This window comes from Microvirga calopogonii (assembly GCF_003347665.1).
In the GTDB taxonomy this organism is placed as follows: Bacteria; Pseudomonadota; Alphaproteobacteria; order Rhizobiales; family Beijerinckiaceae; genus Microvirga; species Microvirga calopogonii.
In genome coordinates this window covers 323,318-343,210 of sequence record NZ_QDGA01000002.1, presented here as the reverse complement: position 1 = coordinate 343,210, position 19,893 = coordinate 323,318, and the positions used below count along the sequence as shown (strand labels likewise).

General features: G+C 63.6%; 15 protein-coding genes and 1 tRNA gene. 8 read left to right on the top strand and 8 right to left on the bottom strand.

Going from position 1 to position 19,893, the window contains the following annotated elements; genetic code table 11:
- Nucleotides 1-113 precede the first annotated feature (113 nt).
- The 3 genes from DDF70_RS04135 (at nucleotide 114) to DDF70_RS04125 (ending at nucleotide 2,548) form a co-directional block, all read left to right on the top strand.
- On the top strand, nucleotides 114-1,106 hold the full coding sequence (locus DDF70_RS04135; RefSeq protein WP_170316023.1) for a 2-hydroxyacid dehydrogenase: 993 nt from the start codon (nucleotides 114-116) through the stop codon (nucleotides 1,104-1,106).
- Nucleotides 1,107-1,529: 423 nt separating this feature from the next.
- Nucleotides 1,530-2,255, top strand: a complete 726-nt coding sequence (locus DDF70_RS04130; protein WP_114943649.1) for a Crp/Fnr family transcriptional regulator — start codon at nucleotides 1,530-1,532, stop codon at nucleotides 2,253-2,255.
- Nucleotides 2,256-2,269: 14 nt separating this feature from the next.
- The gene (locus tag DDF70_RS04125) at nucleotides 2,270-2,548 is read left to right on the top strand and encodes a hypothetical protein (RefSeq protein ID WP_114943579.1); all 279 of its coding nucleotides are present in this window, start codon (nucleotides 2,270-2,272) and stop codon (nucleotides 2,546-2,548) included.
- A gap of 105 nt (nucleotides 2,549-2,653) precedes the next feature.
- Here the strand turns inward: DDF70_RS04125 and DDF70_RS04120 are convergent, their stop codons facing one another.
- Nucleotides 2,654-3,907, bottom strand: a complete 1,254-nt coding sequence (locus DDF70_RS04120) for a flavin monoamine oxidase family protein (protein WP_245435364.1) — start codon at nucleotides 3,905-3,907, stop codon at nucleotides 2,654-2,656.
- A 98-nt stretch (nucleotides 3,908-4,005) separates the two neighbouring features.
- Between DDF70_RS04120 and DDF70_RS04115 the strand changes: the two genes are divergently transcribed.
- A complete protein-coding gene (locus DDF70_RS04115; protein ID WP_114943577.1) occupies nucleotides 4,006-4,737 on the top strand; it encodes a sulfate transporter family protein in 732 nt (243 codons plus the stop codon).
- A gap of 99 nt (nucleotides 4,738-4,836) precedes the next feature.
- Here DDF70_RS04115 and DDF70_RS04110 read toward each other — a convergent pair whose 3' ends face one another.
- The gene (locus tag DDF70_RS04110) at nucleotides 4,837-5,943 is read right to left on the bottom strand and encodes a complex I NDUFA9 subunit family protein (protein ID WP_114943576.1); all 1,107 of its coding nucleotides are present in this window, start codon (nucleotides 5,941-5,943) and stop codon (nucleotides 4,837-4,839) included.
- A 178-nt stretch (nucleotides 5,944-6,121) separates the two neighbouring features.
- Between DDF70_RS04110 and DDF70_RS04105 the strand changes: the two genes are divergently transcribed.
- The 3 genes from DDF70_RS04105 (at nucleotide 6,122) to DDF70_RS04095 (ending at nucleotide 7,920) form a co-directional block, all read left to right on the top strand.
- Nucleotides 6,122-6,206: transfer RNA gene (locus DDF70_RS04105), tRNA-Leu, on the top strand.
- Nucleotides 6,207-6,278: 72 nt separating this feature from the next.
- Nucleotides 6,279-6,575 (top strand): adenylate/guanylate cyclase domain-containing protein, encoded by a 297-nt coding sequence (locus DDF70_RS04100; RefSeq protein WP_162820209.1) that lies wholly within the window; start codon nucleotides 6,279-6,281, stop codon nucleotides 6,573-6,575.
- Nucleotides 6,576-6,738: 163 nt separating this feature from the next.
- Entirely contained in the window at nucleotides 6,739-7,920 is a 1,182-nt protein-coding gene (locus DDF70_RS04095; protein ID WP_114943574.1) for a YncE family protein, read from the top strand.
- A 103-nt stretch (nucleotides 7,921-8,023) separates the two neighbouring features.
- Here the strand turns inward: DDF70_RS04095 and DDF70_RS04090 are convergent, their stop codons facing one another.
- Nucleotides 8,024-8,662 carry a hypothetical protein gene (locus DDF70_RS04090; RefSeq protein ID WP_114943573.1) on the bottom strand — a complete coding sequence of 213 codons (639 nt, stop codon included), beginning with the start codon at nucleotides 8,660-8,662 and terminating at the stop codon, nucleotides 8,024-8,026.
- A 31-nt stretch (nucleotides 8,663-8,693) separates the two neighbouring features.
- A complete protein-coding gene (locus DDF70_RS04085; protein WP_114943572.1) occupies nucleotides 8,694-10,088 on the bottom strand; it encodes a selenium-binding family protein in 1,395 nt (464 codons plus the stop codon).
- A gap of 595 nt (nucleotides 10,089-10,683) precedes the next feature.
- Here DDF70_RS04085 and DDF70_RS04080 point away from each other — a divergent pair.
- Nucleotides 10,684-13,485: an SH3 domain-containing protein gene (locus tag DDF70_RS04080; protein ID WP_114943571.1), complete on the top strand. Its 2,802-nt coding sequence runs from the start codon at nucleotides 10,684-10,686 to the stop codon at nucleotides 13,483-13,485.
- 28 nt (nucleotides 13,486-13,513) lie between these two features.
- Here DDF70_RS04080 and DDF70_RS04075 read toward each other — a convergent pair whose 3' ends face one another.
- From DDF70_RS04075 to pflB, 4 genes are all read right to left on the bottom strand, one after another.
- On the bottom strand, nucleotides 13,514-14,956 hold the full coding sequence (locus tag DDF70_RS04075; protein WP_114943570.1) for a porin: 1,443 nt from the start codon (nucleotides 14,954-14,956) through the stop codon (nucleotides 13,514-13,516).
- Nucleotides 14,957-15,103: 147 nt separating this feature from the next.
- Complete coding sequence (locus tag DDF70_RS04070; RefSeq protein WP_114943569.1) at nucleotides 15,104-16,672, bottom strand: aspartate:alanine exchanger family transporter; 1,569 nt, start codon at nucleotides 16,670-16,672, stop codon at nucleotides 15,104-15,106.
- Between the two features lie 9 nt (nucleotides 16,673-16,681).
- Complete coding sequence (gene pflA / locus DDF70_RS04065; RefSeq protein WP_114943568.1) at nucleotides 16,682-17,503, bottom strand: pyruvate formate-lyase-activating protein; 822 nt, start codon at nucleotides 17,501-17,503, stop codon at nucleotides 16,682-16,684.
- A 4-nt stretch (nucleotides 17,504-17,507) separates the two neighbouring features.
- The gene (pflB, locus tag DDF70_RS04060; RefSeq protein WP_114943567.1) at nucleotides 17,508-19,844 is read right to left on the bottom strand and encodes a formate C-acetyltransferase; all 2,337 of its coding nucleotides are present in this window, start codon (nucleotides 19,842-19,844) and stop codon (nucleotides 17,508-17,510) included.
- Nucleotides 19,845-19,893 lie beyond the last annotated feature (49 nt).

Sequence of the window (19,893 nt, the reverse complement as noted above, 5' to 3'; positions counted from 1 at the left end):
TGACGGAGACCGCCACGCGGCGCGTCGTCACCTTTGATTGCCGAAGCAGGGTTAAGAGAGCGTGAAACTCTCTGAACTTCGCAGGGTTTAAGTGCCGGGGACGCTTGAAGTCGATGAAGAAGAGACCTGTCGTCGTTGTCACCCGCCGCCTGCCCGATGTGATCGAGACGCGCCTGCGCGAATTGTTCGACACGCGCCTCAATCTCGAGGACAAGGCCCTCTCCCCCGAGGAACTGGCAGAAGCCGTCAAGACGGCGGACGTACTCGTGCCGACCATCACGGACGAAATCGGCGCGGCCGTGCTGGAGCAGGCCGGCCCCAACCTGAAGCTCATCGCGAATTTCGGCAACGGCGTCGACAACATCGACGTGACGGCGGCGGTGGCCCGGGGGATCACCGTGACCAACACGCCCGGCGTGCTGACCGAGGACACGGCCGACATGACCATGGCACTGATCCTGGCGGTTGCCCGCCGCATTCCCGAAGGCGCCCGCGTGATCCCGGACGGGACCTGGGCCGGCTGGTCGCCGACCTGGATGCTGGGCCGGCGCATCACGGGCAAGCGCCTCGGCATCGTCGGTATGGGACGCATCGGCCAGGCGCTCGCCCGGCGCGCCAAGGCCTTCGGCCTGTCGATCCACTACCATAACCGGCGCCACGTGCCGCCGAAGGTCGAGGCGGAACTCGAGGCGACCTATTGGGAGTCCCTCGACCAGATGCTGGCCCGCATGGACATCGTGTCCGTGAACTGCCCGCATACGCCTGCCACCTATCATCTTCTCTCGGCCCGGCGCCTCAAGCTCATGAAACCCGACGCCATCCTTGTGAACACCGCTCGCGGCGAGATCATCGACGAGGGTGCGCTGACCAAGCTGATCGAAGCCGGCGCCATCGCGGGGGCAGGGCTCGACGTGTTCGAAGAGGAACCGGCGGTCAACCCGCGCCTCGTGCGCCTCGCCAAGCAGGGCAAGGTGGTGCTGCTGCCGCATATGGGCTCGGCTACCCATGAAGGCCGTGTAGCCATGGGCGAGAAAGTCATCGTCAACATCCGCGCCTTCGTCGATGGCCACAAGCCGCCGGATCGCGTTCTGCCCAGCATGCTCTGAAGGGGCTTTCAGTCGAAGGGTGCGGTCCTGCTGGTGAAAGCCGTGGATTTCCCTTGGCCCAAGGGATCCCTGACATTGGTGATTCACCGTATCGTGTTGTTCCTCCTCCGTGAGTCCTGTCTCTCCGGGGCGATCGTTCTTGATCTGATCCTGCCGTGGATGCCGGCTTCGAGCTGAGCCAGACGCCAATTTCCAGGCAGTGCCCCGCCGGGTGTCTGCCCAAAGGCAGCGCGACGACGCCCGGGAACGAAACTCAGCCGTTCCCTTTATGGACATACACCGACCCTCTCACCCCCTTCGACAAGGGGAAGATGTGGGGTGAGGCCCGTGGCAACCAAAATCCATCTTGAGCATAAACATATGTGAGTGCGGGCGGGAAAGGAGTTTGTCCAGAACAGGAGCGTACTTACCCGCATGGCCTTGATGACCAATTCCCTTATCCTGAAGCTCGAGAAATACGAGCGACTCTCCGATGACGAAAAGAGGGTGCTCGAAAATGCCATCGCGCGGATTCGCATTGTCGATGCCGATGAGGACATCATACGGGAGGGTGACCGTCCGACGGAGAGCTCGCTGCTCCTGGAAGGCTTCGCGGCCCGCTACAAGATCGTCTCGAACGGCCGGCGGCAGATCTCGGCGATCCATGTCGCCGGCGACTTCATCGACCTGCACAGTTTCCTCCTGAAGACGATGGACCATGGCGTGCTGGCGCTCACCAATTGCCGCATCGCCCTCGTTCCACATGCGACGCTCGAGAAGATCACCGACGAATATCCCCACCTCACCCGGTTGCTCTGGCTCAACACATTGATCGACGGCGCCGTCCACCGGGAGTGGCTCACGGCCATGGGCCGCCTGTCCGCCACGGCGCACATGGCGCATCTGATCTGCGAGCTGTACCTTCGCCTGAAGGCGATCGGCCGGGTCGAGGGCGATACGATCCAGCTTCCCATCACGCAGGCGGAACTCGGCGACACGCTCGGATTGTCGACGGTTCACGTGAACCGCGTGCTGCAGGAGCTGCGCAAGGAAGGGCTGATCCGTTTCCAGGGTGACGCGTTGACCATTCTCGATTGGGAACGGTTGAAGAAGGTGGGTGAGTTCACCTCGACCTATCTCAGCCTTCAGAACGAAGACCGGCAGCCCTGACTTTCGGAAAGACGATGAGCGACATTACTCTCCAGGCGATGCCTGTTCTGGCGGATGGCGGCAGGCATGAAGGGCAGCTCGTCCTCGTGGACGGGCAGTTGGTGGCCGTCTTCACCTGGGTGACGCCGGAGGAAACGGCGGGCGGGCATGAGCAGGCCGGCGGCTGGTTCCTGGAAGCGGGTTTCGGTCCCTGCAGCGGCCTGATCAGCACGACGCCACCGGTTCTGTCCACCCTCGACGACGCCGTGACCTGGGTGCGCACCCAGCTGGATACCGACCTGTTCCGGACCTGAATGCCTCACGCATGGTGCGGCCCTCCCGGTCCGCCTCATCCGATGCGCCAGTCAAGAGAAGGAGCCTCGGACCCAAAAGTGGTGTGCACTTTTGGGTCCGAGGCTCTAGCGCAGCCGAGCGATGATTTGGCCGGCCGCCCTCTCGCCTTCTTCCCAGGCCCCTCCGGCCGTGCCCCACTGGGCCCGCGAGAGCGCCTCGCCGGCAAACCAGATCCGCTCCCCGACCGGCGCCTTCAGGACGTCCCGGATGGCATAGAGCCCCGGCGGCACGACAGCCCAGGAGGCGAGCGACCAGGGATCGTGCCGCCAGGCGGTGCCGTGCACGGCGGAGAGGTTGCGGATCGCCCGATGGCCGAACTGCTCCGCCAGCACCTCCCGGGCATATCGGTAGGGGGCATGGACATCCCTCCGGTCGAAGGAGGAAGCGGCAGGCTGGTCGAGCTCGAAGAAGTGAAACGGCGTGCCGTCGATCCGGGTCAGAAGGCCCGGCGGCTGCCGGTGCGTTCCGGTGAGGCTCGCGAGCCGGTCCGCCCCGCGAAAGGGCGAATCCGGCCAGTGCAGGATCACATGCTCGTAAACGCCTTGCGTGAACCCGTCGATGGCCTCAGCGACGGCATGGGGCAGGGCGGGCGCGAAGCGGATCGCACCCCGCTGCAGCACCGCCATGGGCGCGGTGACGATGACGGCCCTGGCCTGGAGCGTTCCGGCCGAAGTGTCGATCCTCACCCCCTCGCCGGACCAGTCGATGCCTTGAACGGCGGTGCCGAGCCGCACCGGAAAATTGTGCGCCAGGCGGCCCACATAGGCGCCGAGCCCGCCGGCGATGAACAGGTTGTCCGAATATTCCATGCTCGGGAAATCGTGCAGGCTCACCTCGTCGAGCGGCCGGCCCGAGACGAGGCCGTGGATGGCCGCCACCCGCCGCCCCTGCGGCCCCATCGGGGGAAGCACTCTGGCCGCCGGCTGATCATCCCGGGCCTTGGCCGCCTGGGCCATGGCCCGGTCGGCCATGTCGAAGGCCCGGTCGAGGGCTGCCCGCTCGGTCCGGGTGCCCAGCCTGCCGCGGACGTAGAAGTGTCCGTTCACGGGGGCCCGGCGCAGGGGCTCACTGCGCAGGCGGCCGAGCTTCACGAGAGGATTGATCGGACCGGCATGAAGCCAATGGGCGCCGAGATCGACAGGATGGCCCTTGAATCGGCGCGTGACCGTGCGCCCCCCGATCCGGTTCCGTGCTTCGAGCACCGTCACCATCAGCCCCGACGCCAGGAGGCGCCGCGCCGCGGCGATCCCGGCGCTTCCCGCACCGACGACCACCACATCGGGATTGGCGTTCCAGCTCGTCGCGGTTTCAATCTCCATCGGCACGGCTTTCTTCACCCCTCGCTTTGCGGCGGGATCGTTCATAAGTAAGGTCCGCTTCCCGCATCAAGTGATGCTTTGCAAGGACCAAACGACAGATGCTGATTCAATCGGTTTTCGCGGCGGCCCGCGCGGTTTTCTCGCCGGCCCTGCGGCGTATCCTCTGGAAATCGATTGGATTGACGATGGCGCTGCTGCTCCTGGTCTGGCTCGGCCTGACCAAGCTGTTCGACATCTTCCTGAACGATCACCATCTGAGCGCCACTTATCCGATCATCGACAGTTTCGCGTTCTTCCTTGCGGGTTTCGGCCTCTTCGTCGTCCTGGTCTATCTGCTGCCGGCCATTTCCGCCATCGTGGCAGGCTACTTCCTCGACGACGTCGCCGAGGTGGTGGAACGGGACAACTACCCGGCCGATCCGCCCGGCCGGGCTCTGCCCTTCGGCCAGTCCCTGATCTACGGCCTCCGCTTCGCCGGCCTGTCGCTGCTGGTGAACCTTGTGGCCCTGCTCCTGTTCTTCATCCCCGGTATCAATATCGGCGTGTTCTTCGTCGCCAACGCCTATCTGCTGGGCCGGGAATATTTCGAGCTGGCGGCGGGCCGCTTCTGGCATCCTGAGGACGTGGCGCGCCTGCGAACGGAGTATCGGGGAACAGTGCTGGCCGCCGGCGCCGTGGTGGCGGCTTTGGTGCTCGTGCCGGTGGTGAACCTGATTACGCCGATCTTCGGCGCGGCCCTGATGGTTCACCTGCACAAGAAGCTCACGCGGAATCCGGCGAAGCCGCTGCCGCTGCGCCGGGACGACGCGGTCTCGATCGAGAAGGTCTAAAGGGTTTCATGGCATCGGACCTGATCTTCAACTCGGGTCCGATGCTTTGAGCTTTGGCTTTGCGCATCTTTTCACGCAAAACCGGTTCCCACTTTTCCGCTAATGGCTCGACGACTGGCCGACGGCGGGTCCAGTAGCCCGCTCCGGGTGGAAGCCGGATCCGGCTCCGCCCGAACGATGCGCGAGCAGGTCCGGCGTGTTGCCGGGAGGCGCGTTGCGCTTGAGGTCGAACTGGCCGGTCTTGCGGAAGCGCAGGAGGTAGCTCGGGACGATCGCCTCGATGGTGGTCGGCGTGAGCCCGAGGCCCTGGAGCGTCCGGCCCTCGTGGACGGCGCCTTCCGAGACCACGTTGTCCGTCTCGAGCAGGATCGCCTGGTCGCGGGTGGTGACGAGTTCGTTCGGAATGAGGCCGAGCGTCAGCCAGTCGAGCGTCCCCAGGACGCCGCCCATGGTCCGGGCCAGGTTGCCGGGCAGGGGCACAATCGGGCGCTTGCGCTCAGTGACCTCGAGGACGAATTCCATCATCTGGCGCATGGTGCGGATCTCGGGTCCGCCGAGCTCATAGACGCGGCCACCCGGCACTGCGCCGTCCACGGCACGCACAACGGCCTCGGCCACATCGCCTGCATAGACCGGCTGGAACCGGGTGTCGGCGCCCGGCAGCGGCAGCACGGGGAGCATGCGCGCGAGCGTCCCGAACCGGTTGAAGGAGCTGTCGCCCGGTCCGAACATGAGGGACGGGCGCAGGATCACGGCATCCGGCCGTGCCTCGAGCAAGGCGGCCTCACCCTCGGCCTTGGAACGCGCATAGGCCGATTCGGAATTCGCATCCGCCCCGATGGCCGAGACATGGGTGAAGGACACGGCCTTCCTGGCGAGCCGGGCGATCATGGCCGGCGCCTTGGCCTGGAGCGTGTCGAAGCGCTGGCGGCCGGTTTCCTGCAGGATGCCCACGAGATTGACCACATGATCCGCCCGGGCCACCGCATGGGCGACCGAGTCCTCGTTGCGCAGGTTGGCGTGAATCGGGTTGATCTGTCCGACTTTGCCCAGGGGCAGGAAGTTCGCGAGGTTCGGCTGGCGGGTCGGCACGAGGACGCGATAGCCGCGCTCGGCCAGACGGCTCACCACGTAACGGCCGAGAAAGCCCGATCCGCCGAAAACGGTGACGGTTTGCTGCTCAGGCGTGCGAAGGGCACCGATCATGAAACTCTCCTGCCCGGCTAAGGGCTTGCATGGAGCTTGGGTGTGAAATTCGAAATTGTCTCTAGTCAAACGCCGCTCCCCTGTGAAGAGGTGCAGCAAAAGAAAGCGCATCGGTCGCATTTTCAGTGATTGACGAAGCCTGAGAAGCACCGTAAACGAAGCCTCGCCGACGAGGCATGCCCAGGTGGCGGAATTGGTAGACGCACTGCTTTCAGGTAGCAGCGGGTAACACCGTGGAGGTTCGAGTCCTCTCCTGGGCACCATCCCTTTTTAGGGTTAGAGTTTATAGAACAATCAGTTAGGTCCGTTGCGATGGCGCTCATGGCGATACATGGGTGATGCATGCGTCGGGCCTTTTTCGTTTTGATGTGCGCGCATTGGCCTGTGCGAGCGACCTGCTGGACAGCATGGAGGAGTGGAACTCGAAACGGGCACTAGGGGCTCGTCTCAAGGTTGCCATCGACATTCATACTGGACCTTGCTTCTGCGGCGTCGTGGGCGACGAGACGCGTCAGGAATTCACTGTCCTGGGTTCTACGGTGAATATCGCAGCACGGCTGGAGGAAACCACAAAGCGCCGCGTCAGTACGAAATGCACCCGAGTTTTCGGCAATGAACGATGCGCCGCTTGAGAGACTGAGCATCGGACGGGATCCCAAAAGTACAAATCTACTCTTAGGTGCAATGCTCCAAAAAACCGGCGCGGGAAGCATCGACCGGATCCACCCCCTAACCTTAACCATGATAGAGTGCTTCTGCCATCGGCAGCCGTTCCGACTCTCATCGGAGCCTATCATGTTGCATCGCAACCGATCAGATTGTGTGGCCCTGTGCCTGCTGACGCTCCTGCTCGTTGCTTCGCCAGGAGTATCGGCCCAGAACGTGACGGGGCCTGCCGCTATCGATGTCCTGCCCGGGATGCCGCCTGTGATCGATCCGTCCAATCTCTACGGCGAGGCTTCTGCCGGCCGGCTGGGTCCGGCGGTCGGATCCGCTCTGCCCAGGGTCTACGTGCCCAACGTGAAGTCCGGCACTGTCGACGTGATCGATCCCGAAACCCTCACGGTCGTGGACCGCCTCAAGGCAGGGCAAAGCCCGCAGCACGTGGTACCGTCCTGGGACCTGAGGACCCTGTGGGTGACCAGCAGCGCGGATCGCAGGCACGGCCAGGGCAGTCTCCTGCCGATCGATCCGATCAGCGGCCAGCCAGGCCGCCCGATTCCGGTACCCGACGCCTACAACATGTACTTCATGCCGGACGGCTCCGCCGCCATCGTGGTGGCCGAGGCGCGCCGGCAGCTCGAGTTGCGCGATCCCGAGACGATGGCCCTGCGGCGGTCCATCCAGACACCGCAATGCCGGGGTCTCAATCATGCCGATTTCTCCATCGATGGGCGCTATGCGATCTTCACCTGCGAGTTCGGCGGCAGTCTCGTCAAAGTCGATCTCATCGAGGGGGCGGTGATCGGCACCCTGCGGCTCTCGAAGGGCGGCATGCCCCAGGACATCCGGATCTCACCAGACGGCAAGGTCTTCTATGTCGCCGACATGCGGGCCGACGGTGTGTTCGTGGTGGACGGCGAATCCCTGACCGAGACCGGGTTTATCCCCACAGGTCCCGGCACGCACGGTCTCTATCCGAGCCGGGATGGCACGAAGCTCTACGTGGCGAACCGCGGTTCTCACAGGACGAATGGGGCGCCCCACGGCCCGGGCAGCGTTTCGGTGATCGATTTCGCGACCCGCAAGGTGGAGGCCACCTGGCACATCCCGGGCGGGGGCAGCCCGGACATGGGCAATGTCAGCGCGGACGGCAAGCGGCTCTGGCTGTCCGGTCGCTACGATGGGGTGGTCTACGTGATCGACACCGCTACCGGCGAGATGGAAACTGTTCCGGTCGGCAGGAGCCCGCATGGTCTCACCGTCTGGCCGCAGCCCGGGCGCTATTCACTCGGGCACACGGGGAACATGCGCTGAGCGGATGTCCTTGATCCACTCACCCATGATATCCCGACCTGAAGGCCGAGAATGTCTGCGCAAGCATTAGGTTCAACTTATGAGACATTCCGGCGATCCGACGTCACGCGGCCAGGAGAAAGATGCCGCCTCCCGCCAAGGCAAGGCTCCAGAGAATATCCAGGTTGATCCAGCCTCGCCTCAGAAAGGCGAGCCCCTGGTCATAGACGACCAGACTGACGGCTCCGATCACCATCAGCATCGCCCCCGTGTGAACAGTGAGCGCCGCAAACGACATGGGAATCGAGGTCGAGGCGGTGAGTTCGCCGCCGGCGCCCGGCGAGACGCACAGCGACAAGAGTGCAGGGATCAGCATAAAGCCAGCCCCGTGAGCACTGGCCATCATGAAAGACCACACGGCGAGACCGGCCAATCCGGTCTGCATCCCGATCCGGAGAGGGGTGCCATGGCCGGCGAGAATATGGGTGGCCGCCCAGACGATGAGGATGATTCCGGCGCCACGGCTGACAAGCGTCGCATCCACGACCGTGCCGAAGACGATCACCGCCAGCAGAACGGCGCCCACCGCGACAGCATGGCCGAAGGCGATAGGGGCAAGGGCCAGAACCACAAGTCCCCGACTCTGCCGATGGAGGCCCAGTGCGACGGCAAACAGCCAGCCCATGGCTGGATTCAAGCCGTGGAACGCACCGAGCCCCGCGAGAGCCAGCCAGGGCCATAGCGTGGACGAGATCGTGTTCATTCCAAATCCCTTGCCAGCAGAGCGGCGCTCCTTACGGGTAGCAATAGGAGTCGGAGGAACAATCGCCGCCTTCGAGGCGGACTTGATGCGGCCGATGCCCCTTGGGCCATTCGATGAAGAAGTCTTCGTCGAATGAGATGCCGCCCTCTGGGTCCGCGTTCAGCTTCACCATCCAGCCCTCAAAGCCGCGGTGGTAGAACTGCTGGTCGATGGGACCGTAGAGCGAGTTGGTGAAATACACCCGCCGTCCGTCCCGGCTGACCTCGACCATCTGTGGTCCACCGGTCAGATGTCCGTTCCTGGCCTTGGGATGCGAGGCACGCGACACGATCCCGCCGATCCGCACTGTGCCGGTGAGCTTGGGGTTCAACGGGTCAGAGACGTCATATTGCTGGAGATCGCCCGTCCCCCAACAGGACACATAGAGAAACCGATCATCCATGGAGAGGTCGATATCGGTGACGAGCGGCGGCACCGCCCCGAAGCCCTTCAGCATGTCCGGCAAGTCGTCCGGGCTGGCGGGCTCGGCCGGGATGGTGATGATCTTTTTGACCGCCCACCGATCGCCCTCGCGGTACCAAGTCCAGATCGAGGAGGAGAGATCCTTCAGGCTGATCACGCAGTTGACGAACCCGTAGGCCTTCGTCGGGTTGTGCGCCGGGCGGAGCTCGAACACGAGCTGATGCTCCTCGCCGAAATCAATTTCCTGCAGGTGCTTGCGCTTCAAAAGATCCCAGAAGTGCAGGCGCCGGCCATAGCGTGAACCGAGCAGGATCTCCGGAACCAAACCGTTCTCGAAGGTGTCGGGGGTTCCCCATTCACTGGTCACCAGCGTGTCGTATCCCAGATGCCACCAGCCGTCATAGGCAAGCTGTTGCGGCCCGCGGTCGACCTCCCAGCGCCCGAGCGGTTCGAAGCTCTCGTGGTCCATGATGAAGATACCGCCGGGCGCCTTGCCCTCGGCGTTGCCAAGGGCTGTGACGTAAATGCCGTCCGGTCCGCAATGGACCGTGTGCGGCCGGGTGTAGCCGGTCCGTTCGGCAATCACCTCGGGCTCGATGACCTTCACGATGGTGGGGTGGCGTGGGTCGGGCTTGGTGTCGAGGATGTGAATGCGCGACGAGCGCAGTCCCGGCACCACCAGGTAGCGCCGCTCCACATGCGGGTGAGGCATGTTGGGACAAAGGCAGGACGAACAGGCATTCCAGCCGAAATGGTGCAGTTCGTCGCCGGTGTTGGGCATGGCCACAGATCCGACGATCTGAGCATAGGACGGCGAGGCCGGGTCGAGATCGACGACCGCGATGCCATCGGGTTGTTGCCGGTCCGGATCGAACATGGCCACATAGGCCAGTGTCTCGGGCGGCGCCTTCTCGGCCAGGCGCGGAGATGGATAGAAACTCTGATCGGGCTGCCAACGCGTCACGACACCCTCCCTGATCGCCCCCTGGGTCGACGGTCAGTGTCTTTATCCTTGTGCAGACCTCGGCATCATATCGCATCCTCCGGCTCGTGTCGCCTCCGACCGCGGCAACTGATCCACCGGTTGCGAGTGTCTCAAAATGACACCTTTGGGCTCTAAGCTGGTAGGCAGCTGTCCTCCACGAACGGGATGTTCCAGAAGCGCCGGGAGTTCCCGGCCGGCTGCTCCAAATCCAACCAGCCGGAGCACATCTGTCGCGAGGGCGTGCAGCCGCCGAGCCTCAAAGGGCGGTGTGCGTTCCCTCGCAGGCCGGCCCTCATTTCGACGTGGATGCGGCCCGGGCCGAGCCCCTGTTCCGCGATGTTTCCGACGAAGCCGCCCGCAGCGTTAGCGCGCGAGCGCCAAGGTTATTGTCCGATCCGCTGGCCCCAACTGCCAAGTGCCTGTCCCGAACGGTCAAGCGGCTTCCTAATCAGAATCATAATTTATTTTACTGCTGATGTTCGGCCTCTATCGGCCGGCCGTCGCAGCGGCCGAACCGTAGTGACACCCGGTTTCTGGAATTTCCCGACGCCGGGACGTTCAGGAGTGATATCCGATGCGCCAGGTGATCGCGTTCGCGCTCGTCCCGATCCTTGCCAGCACAACGGTGCTCGCCGCTCCAGGCGTGACCACCACCAGCGTCAATTTCCGCTCAGGTCCCGGAACCAGCTTTTCCTCCATCCGGACCCTGCCGGCCGGCACGGAGGTCGATATCGGCGAGTGTGAGGAATCCGGTAGCTGGTGCGCCGTCGAGGTGAAGGGGCAGAGTGGTTTCATCAGCGGGCGCTACCTGGAGGAGCAAAAGAACACCGAGGGTTGGCCGCGCTCCTATGAAGTCGGGGAGGGCCGGATGGTTCTCTTCCAGCCGCAATTCACCGAGTGGGCCGACTTCAAGACCATTGAGGCACTGGTCGCGGCCGAATACGTGAAAGCGCCCAGCGCCAACCCGGTCTTCGGCGTGATCGGGCTCAAGGGCGCAACGTCCTACGATGAGGACGCGGGCGAGATCGTGATCAGCGGCATCACCGTTACCCAGCTCAATTTCTCAGGGCTCGATCGAGAGGATCTGAAAGCGCTCGCGGTGGAGACCGGCAAGCTCCTGCCCACGGGACCGATCACGGTCCCGGAGGCGCGGGTGACGGCGAGTCTCGCTGAACAGAAGCGCATGACGGACGTAGGGGGACTCAAGGCTGATCCACCACGAATCTTTGTCTCGCATACCCCGACGATCCTGTTGCAGACCGACGGCGAGCCCGCTTATGCGCCCGTAAAAGGCAAGACGGGTCTCTCGTTCGCGGTCAACACCAACTGGGATCTCTTTCGGATCGATGACGGCGGTACCCTCTACCTGCGCGACGACACCCATTGGCTGACGGCAGCCGCCATCACTGGCCCATGGACGCCTGCGATGGAACTGCCCACGCTGCTGACGGAACTGCCCGATGACGGCAATTGGGCCGATGCGCGCGGAGCCGTTCCGCCGGAGCCGTATCAGGACGGCAAGGCACCCAAGGTCCTGTCCACGGACAGTCCTGCCGAGATGATCCTGTTTCAGGGCGAGCCCAAGCTCGAGGATGTGCCGAAGACGTCATTGCAATGGGCCTCCAACACAGAGTCGGATGTCTTCTTCGACAAGGCCGGCAAGCAATGGTACGTGCTTCTGTCCGGGCGATGGTTCCGCGCTCCGTCACTCGAGTCGGGGCCGTGGACCTTCGCGACGCCCAATCTGCCCGATGGTTTCAAGAATATTCCCGAGGACGCGCCGTATTATGCCGTGCGTGCAACCGTGCCCGGAACGTCGGAGGCCGCCGAGGCGCGGCTCAAGGCCAGCATCCCCACCACCGCACGGGTCGAGGTGGGCTCGATCACGCCGACGGTCGCCTATGCGGGCGATGCTCAATTCGCACCCATCGAGACAACCGATCTTTCCTACGCGACGAACACGACGGACACCGTGATCAAAGTTGGCGGGCAGTACTTCCTGCTCCAGGACGGCGTCTGGTTCGTCTCCGACAGCCCGAACGGCCCATGGCAGCTCGCTCGCGAGGTGCCTGGCGCCATCTACGCGATCCCACCGTCGTCGCCGGTTTACGACGCCACCTACGTTCGCGTGTACGACACGGAGCCGGATGCGGTCTGGTACGGCTACACCATGGGGTATCTGTCCGGCTTCCTGGCCTGGGGCACCTATGTCTACGGCACCGGCTGGTCTTACCCTCCATACTGGTACAATTGGCCGGGCTATGCATACCCGATCTACTACCCACGACCGGTCACGTGGGGAATAGGAGCCTACTACAACCCAGTCCGCGGCATGTATGGCCGTTACGGCTATGCGTACGGGCCCTATCGCGGCATCGCCGGGGCGCGGACGTGGAACCCGGCAACCGGCACATACGGCAGAGCGGGTGCAGCCTGGGGGCCACGGGGATCGGCCGGGTTCGTCGGGGCCTACAATCCACGCAGGGATGCAGGCGGCTATCTCGCGGGCGGGCGCAACGTCTACGGCGCGTGGGCTTCCGCTGGAGTCAAGCGAGGATCCGAATGGGCGCGGGTGACGGCGCGGGACACCGCCGGCGGCGGCTCGGCGCTTCGGTGGAACACGTCGAACGGACAGGGCTTCATCCGCGAGGGCCGGCGCGGAGACATCTACGCGGGTCGGGACGGCAACGTCTACCGCAACACCGGTGAAGGCTGGCAGCGTTTCGACCGGGGCTGGCAGGACGTGGGGCGGCCGGAGGCCGGTGATCTTCTCCGGCGGGGCGAAGGCCGTGAGGGCCTCTCTCCGGAGGCAAGGGAGCGGTTCCAGGAGCGGGGCGGCGGCGAGGCGCTCCGAAACCTTGCCGGGGCCGGTGCTGCCGGTGCGGCGGGCGCTGCGCTCGGCCAGCGACTGAGCGGCGGTGAGCAGGTCCGGAGGGACATTGCCGACAGCGATACCGTTCGTGAGCGGTCGCAGCAGCGCCAGACGTCTCAGCAGCGTCCGGCAATGCAACAGCGTCAGGCTTCACAGCAACGCGAGGCGGTTCAGCGGCGTAGTGCAGCGCAGGATCGCCCGGCAGCCCAGCAGCGGCCGTCGTCGCAGCAGCGGCAGGCGACACGACAACGTCCCGCTCAGCCGCAGCGGCCTGCCGCGCAGCGACCGGCTCCCCGACAGCCGCTTCCGTCGAACATCGCGCGCGACGCCCAAGCGCGTCATCTCGGCAATCAGCGACAGATGGCGAGCCGGCAGTTCACTCGGCCACCGGCCCAGTTCTCCCGCTCGGGATCCTTCGGGCCGTCACGAAGCATGGGGTCGCGCGGCGGCTTCGGCGGGGGTGGAGGTGGGCGTGGCGGCGGCTTCAGAGGAGGTCGTCGTTAAGCGCACCATGCGGCGGCTCCCCCGCCATTCAGAAGTCACGTTGGACGCGCAAACGGCCTTCCCATGTGTCTTCGGATCCTGCCGGCCGAAAGGTGCCGGTCGGATCGCCGGATGCCGTCGTGAGCGGAACGGCGACACGTTCACGCGGATCGACCCGGATGTAGAGCGCCTCGACACCGATGAGGAAATCCTTCACCGGCGTCCAGATCACGTTGGCGCCAACGCGAATCTCATCGAAGTCGACGAGACCCGTGGTCGTCCCCGCAGTCCCGGCCGCGATCGTCGCTGCCGTCGCAGGCACCGTGTACTGGGCAACGCCCGGCGCATCGAAGCGCATCCAGGATCCGAAGACGTTCGTCTGCCAGGTCGGACTCCAGTTGTGATTGAGGCCGCCAGCGATGGCATAGGCCTTGTTGGTCCTGAACTCGCCCGTAAACGGATCGACGAACGCATCCGTGAAGGGCATCGAGAGTGGACCGGCGCTGACGAACCCGTTGCTGATCGGCTCCGACTGGCCGGCATTGAGATATCCGATCGCGCCGTCCGTATAGGTGGCCATCATCCATACGGCATCGCCGACCCCGAGCGCGGGCACATTGGCATAGCCAAGGGCGGCAACGGCAAAACCGTATTCCGTATCTGCGTAGGTCGGATTGGGAAGACCGGTGACTGGGTTGAGCACTGGGACCGTCACACCGTTGACCGTTGTGAGGCCGGCTGCGACATCACGGATCTGGTGCAGGGCGCCGGACAACTGCACCTCGCCCCAGGTGCCTTTGTAGCGGATGTTGGCCACGACATCCGGCATGCGCTCACCGCCATAGGTGGAGGCAATCGGACCGAAAGCCGGAAATGCACTGCCGGATCCAAATAGCGGAAAGTTGAGGTCATTGTTGATCTGACGCTCTGTGCCATCCTCGAAAGACAGGGTGGCGGAGAGGCCGTTGCCGAACGAGAAGGTATAGGCGAACAGGTTCACTTCGGCGTTGGAAGGATCATCGAACTTCAGATCGCCAAAGTTCGGGGCAGGGAGGTCCGGGCTCGTGAAGAAGGACACCGCGCGACCGGCGGTCAGGCCGCCGAACTGAACGAAGGCCTGAGAGATCTCAGGGCTCGTGGAGCTGAAACCATACGCGCCGGTGTTCCGGGTCATCTCCATACGGATATAGGTGCGCAGCATCCCGTAAGCGGTAAGGGTACGCGCATCGAGGTTGATGCGACCGCGTCCACGGAAACCGATCGTGTCCTGCGCGCGATCGAACGGTTCGAGATAGAGATTTTCGGCGCGAACCCGGCCACTGACCCGCAGGCAGGTTTCCGTGCCCGGGATGGCGAAGAAGCCGTTTCCGTGGGTGGAGCAGATACGGACGTAATCGACAGGCGCTGCGCTCTTGGCGGGCAGATCGGCGGCCTGCGCTCCGCCGGTGATGATCGCCGCACATCCAAGCAACAGAGTCCGGACAGACGCCATGGTACAAACTCCAAGAAGGCCCAACCGTATTGATGAAAGAATGTGCAGACGGACAGAGAACCGTCAAGCATGCCCTCGGTGACCGATGCTCGGCATTATTCAAATGTCACTGGGTGTTGCTGGCCGGCATCATGTAAAGGGTTTAGCTCAGCTCAGAAGAACCTGAACCGCGATAATCTTGACGATGGTCATGCTTGGGAAACAAATCGCATAACCAATATCCGTCCTCTCCGTAGGGGCGAGGCGGCCTGCAGCAACGGCAATGGCGGGATTGCCCGTCGATCCCGCACAGACACCGAGCAGATCGTCGAAGGGGATGCGTAACAGATATCCCACCACCAGCACGATCATGACGAGCGTCAGCAGCACGGCGGCGCCGCCCAGGAGGATCTGAATTCCATTGCTGGCGATGGTCTGAACGAAGGGACTTCCTGCCCCGATGGCGACCGAGCCGATGAACACCGCGAGACCGAGGTTTCGCAGAACCAGGTTCGCGACCACCGGTATCCTCCAGCCCAAGGGGCCGGTTCGACCAAGCCAGCCGAGAACGAGGGCTATGACGAGCGGCCCACCGGCAACACCGAGGCTGAAGGTACCGCCTCCTGGCAGGGGCACAGGGATCATGCCGAGCAGGAGGCCCAACGCGATCCCGACCCCGATCGACACGAAGGACAATTCGGCATTGCCCTTGACGCTGTCGCCGAAGTGACGCTGGACCTCGCTTTTTCGGTCGGAGGGCACGGCGGCCACCAGCAAATCGCCGAACTCGAGCGTCAGATCGGGCGACGCCATGATATCCACGTCTCCCCGGCGGATATGCGAGATGACGACAGGAAAATCGGGGAGCGCAATCTCCTGAACCGTTTTGCCGACGAAGGTCGCTTTCGAGACGTAGACCCGCACCACGTCGAAACTGGAACGGTCGCGGCTTATACGCCCGGGTTCCTCATGGCCCACGGCGATCTTGGCTTGCTCGATGCTCGTCGGACTGCCGACCAGCAGCAATCCATCGCCTTCGTGCAACCGTGTGCCTGCCAGGGCCGGCGCATTCACATGGTGCTGGCGAACGGCAACGATCTTGATATCGGCCGGCAGGATTGCGGAGACTTCCTCGATTGTTTGATCCTCGCAATTCGACTCAAGGGTCAACTCCGCCACTCGCACGTTCGGGGACGGTGTCTTGAATGTTGGTTTGACCAGCGCAGTCATGATGGTCATCAGGACGATCGGGCCGATGACGCCGAAGGGATAGGACACGGAGTAGCCGATCGCCGGATCCTGGTTTCCCGCTGCCGCCAGTGCCGCCTGCAGGGTCGGCGTGCTCGTGCCGGAGCCGGCGAACAAGCCGGCCGCCGTCGCCATGGAAATCCCGAGCGGGGAAGCCAATGACATTGCAACGAGGAGCGAAGCGACCACGGCTACGGTCGCAAGAGCGAGGTACTTGATGCCCGGCCCCTTCAGGCTCGCGAAAAACTGAGGCCCGTACTGGATGCCGACGCCATAGACGAACATCACGAGGCCGAGCGTGCCAACCAGACCGGGAGGCGCCGCCTTCGGCGCGATGGCGCCGATGATCAGGCCGGTGAACAGCACAGCGCCCGCACCGAAGGAAACGCCGGCAATCGAAATCTGGCCGATCGCATAGCCTGTGGCGATGGCGAGGAACAACGCCAACAACGGTGAGGCCTCAAGCAACGTACGAACGATATCGAGCATCGGTTACCCTCATCTTGCGCGACAGCCAGCCTCACGAAACTGACCCAACACCCGCGCCACAAGGTCAGGTGAGGGGGATGTGGTCTCGGAAAGCTCGTAGTTGAGTCCCATCGCCTGCCATTTGAAGGCGCCCATCTGATGGAACGGCAGAACTTCGACCCATTCCACGTTGCTCATCGGCGCGACGAAGCGAGCGATTCCCTCCACATTGGCAGGATCGTCGGTCAGGCCGGGCACCAGCACGAACCGCACCCAGACGGGCTTGCCGAGGGCGGCCAGCCGCTCTGCGAATTGAATGGTCGGACGGATATCCTGCCCAGTGGTCCGGCGATAGGTTTCCGGATCCCAGGATTTGATGTCGAGCAGCACGAGATCGACCTGGCGCAGGTAATCGTCATCGGCCCGTGCACCGAGAAAACCCGACGTGTCCAAGGCCGTGTGCAGGCCCATTCCCTTGGCGGCCGCGAAGAGCCGCTTGGTGAAGTGCATCTGAACCAGCGGCTCTCCACCCGATATCGTCAGTCCGCCGTCCATGGCACGCAGCGGTGCGGCATAGGTCTCGAGCGCGTTTCTGGCGCGCTCGAACGAGACGCGTGTGCCGTCCTTGAGGTGCCATGTGTCCGGGTTGTGGCAATAGAGACACCGCAGCAGGCATCCGCTCATGAAGATCGTCACCCGAACGCCTGGCCCATCCACAGTCGACCCGGTCTCGTAGGAGTGGATCCATCCGAAGTCGCCCCGAGGATCATTGAACGTGGCCGTTTCAGGCGCGTCCGGGGATCGGGCCTGTTGCAGAGCATACCGGCTGTGGGCCCAGGGCTCGTCGGCCATGACCTCATTTATCTCCGTGGAAAGTCCGGCTGATCACGTCCATCTGCTGTTCCCGGGTCAGACGGACGAAGTTGACCGCATAGCCCGAGACCCGGATGGTCAGATGCGGGTACTGGTCCGGATGCTCCATTGCGTCGAGCAGGGTGTCCCGGTTGAGGACATTGAGGTTCATGTGGAACCCTCCCTGACCGCAGTAGGTGTCGAGCACCTTCACGGCCTGCTTGATCTTCTCGCTCTGGTCCAGGCGATTGAGGCTCGGCGTGATCGACACGGTGTAGCTGATGCCGTCCTGCGCATCCGCATAGGGAAGTTTCGCCACCGACAGGCACGAGGCGAGCCATCCATGGCTGTCACGGCCGTGCATCGGGTTGGCTCCGGGAGCGAAGGGTTCGCCGGCCCTGCGGCCGTCCGGCGTGTTGCCGGTATGCTTGCCGTAGACGACATTGCTCGTGATGGTGAGCACCGATTGCGTATGAACGGCATTCCGGTAGGTCGGATGCTTTCGGATCTTCCGCATGAAGGTGGAGACAAGATCGGCCGCGATGGTGTCGACGCGGTCGTCATTGTTGCCGTATTTCGGGAAATCGCCTGTAATCTCGTAGTCGACGATCAACCCGTCATCGCGCCGGACTGGCCTCACCTGTGCATGCTTGATCGCCGACAGGCTGTCGGCCACTACCGACAGGCCCGCGATGCCGAAAGCCATCGTGCGCAGGATCTGCTGGTCATGGAGCGCCATTTCCAGGCGTTCGTAGTAGTATTTGTCGTGCATGTAGTGAATGCAGTTCATGGCATGGACATAGGTTCGCGCGAGCCATTCCATCATGGTGTCGAACTTTGCCATGACATCGTCGAAGTCGAGAACATCACCGATCACGGGTGTCGACGCCGGGCCGATCTGCTCACCGCTGACCTCGTCCCTTCCGCCGTTGATCCCGTAGAGCAGACACTTGGCGAGGTTGACGCGGGCGCCGAAGAACTGCATCTGGCTGCCGATGCGCATGGCCGACACGCAACAGGCGATGCCGTAATCGTCGCCCCAGTAGGGCCGCATGAGATCATCGTTCTCATACTGGATCGACGAGGTCTCGGCCGAAATCTTGATGCAGTAGCGCTTGAAGCCATCGGGCAGCTGCTTCGACCAGAGCACCGTCATGTTGGGCTCCGGCGCCGGACCGAGGTTCGTCAGCGTGTGCAGCATGCGGAAGCTTGTCCGCGTCACCAGGGGACGGCCATTCAAGTCCATGCCGCCGACGCATTCGGTTGCCCAATAGGGATCGCCCGAGAACAGGGCGTCGTAATCGGGCGTGCGCAGGAAGCGGACGATGCGCAGCTTCTGCACGAGCTGGTCGATGAGTTCCTGGGCGCCTGCCTCATCCAGAGCGCCGCTCTTCAGGTCGCGCTCAATGTAGATGTCGAGGAAGGATGAGATGCGGCCGATGGACATGGCCGCGCCGTTGGCTTCCTTGATCGCTCCGAGATAGCCGAAATACGTCCACTGCACCGCCTCTCGCGCATCGGCGGCCGGACGCGTGATGTCGAACCCATAGTTCTTGGCCATCTCCGCCAGGTCGGCCAGCGCCCGCATCTGCTCGGACAGTTCTTCCCGGTCGCGGATGACCTCGTCGGTCGGCCATTTCGAGTCGAGCAGCGCCCGCTCGGCCTGTTTGGCCGCAAGTAACTTGTCCGTGCCGTACAGGGCCACCCGGCGATAATCGCCGATGATCCGGCCGCGACCATAGGCATCGGGCAGACCCGTGATGATGTGGCTGCGCCGACAGGACATGATTTCCGGCGTGTAGGCGTCGAAGACCCCGTCGTTATGGGTCTTGCGGTACTTGGTGAAGATCTCGTGCACGATGGGATCCGGCTCGAAACCCGCCGCCTTGAGCCCGGCCTCGACCATGCGCAGCCCGCCATACGGCATGATTGCGCGCCGGAAGGGGGCATCGGTCTGAAGCCCGACGATCACTTCGTTGTCATGGTCGATGTAGCCGGGCTTATGGGCGGTCATCGAGGATGGCGTCCTGGCATCGACGTCCAGCACGCCCTTGCGGATTTCCTCTTGGAAGTAGGGCTGGAGTTTCGCCCAGACGGCCTTTGTCCGCTCACTCGGCCGGGCCAGAAAAGTCTCGTCTCCGTCATACGGCGTGACGTTCCGCTGGATGAAGTCGCGTACGTCAACGGTCTTCCACCAGCGCCCGGGCGTGAAACTCGCCCATTCGTTCACCGAATCTTCGATCTCGGACGCGCCAACCGGCTTCCGTGCTGCTTCCTGCGACCCTGGCTGCTGCTTCGGGTTGTCCATGGATCTCTGACCAATAGCGGCTTCATCCGGCATGGCGGATTCCTCCCACGAGGCTTGCGGACCTTTGTTCGACCTGTGCCCA

Bases quoted from the DNA above. Each gene is read 5' to 3' on its own strand.
- DDF70_RS04135 (WP_170316023.1), top strand. From the start codon at position 114: ATGAAGAAGAGACCTGTCGTCGTTGTCACCCGCCGCCTGCCCGATGTG.
- DDF70_RS04130 (WP_114943649.1), top strand. From the start codon at position 1,530: ATGACCAATTCCCTTATCCTGAAGCTCGAGAAATACGAGCGACTCTCC.
- DDF70_RS04125 (WP_114943579.1), top strand. From the start codon at position 2,270: ATGAGCGACATTACTCTCCAGGCGATGCCTGTTCTGGCGGATGGCGGC.
- DDF70_RS04120 (WP_245435364.1), bottom strand. From the start codon at position 3,907: ATGGAGATTGAAACCGCGACGAGCTGGAACGCCAATCCCGATGTGGTG.
- DDF70_RS04115 (WP_114943577.1), top strand. From the start codon at position 4,006: ATGCTGATTCAATCGGTTTTCGCGGCGGCCCGCGCGGTTTTCTCGCCG.
- DDF70_RS04110 (WP_114943576.1), bottom strand. From the start codon at position 5,943: ATGATCGGTGCCCTTCGCACGCCTGAGCAGCAAACCGTCACCGTTTTC.
- DDF70_RS04095 (WP_114943574.1), top strand. From the start codon at position 6,739: ATGTTGCATCGCAACCGATCAGATTGTGTGGCCCTGTGCCTGCTGACG.
- DDF70_RS04090 (WP_114943573.1), bottom strand. From the start codon at position 8,662: ATGAACACGATCTCGTCCACGCTATGGCCCTGGCTGGCTCTCGCGGGG.
- DDF70_RS04080 (WP_114943571.1), top strand. From the start codon at position 10,684: ATGCGCCAGGTGATCGCGTTCGCGCTCGTCCCGATCCTTGCCAGCACA.
- DDF70_RS04075 (WP_114943570.1), bottom strand. From the start codon at position 14,956: ATGGCGTCTGTCCGGACTCTGTTGCTTGGATGTGCGGCGATCATCACC.
- DDF70_RS04070 (WP_114943569.1), bottom strand. From the start codon at position 16,672: ATGCTCGATATCGTTCGTACGTTGCTTGAGGCCTCACCGTTGTTGGCG.
- pflA (WP_114943568.1), bottom strand. From the start codon at position 17,503: ATGGCCGACGAGCCCTGGGCCCACAGCCGGTATGCTCTGCAACAGGCC.
- pflB (WP_114943567.1), bottom strand. From the start codon at position 19,844: ATGCCGGATGAAGCCGCTATTGGTCAGAGATCCATGGACAACCCGAAG.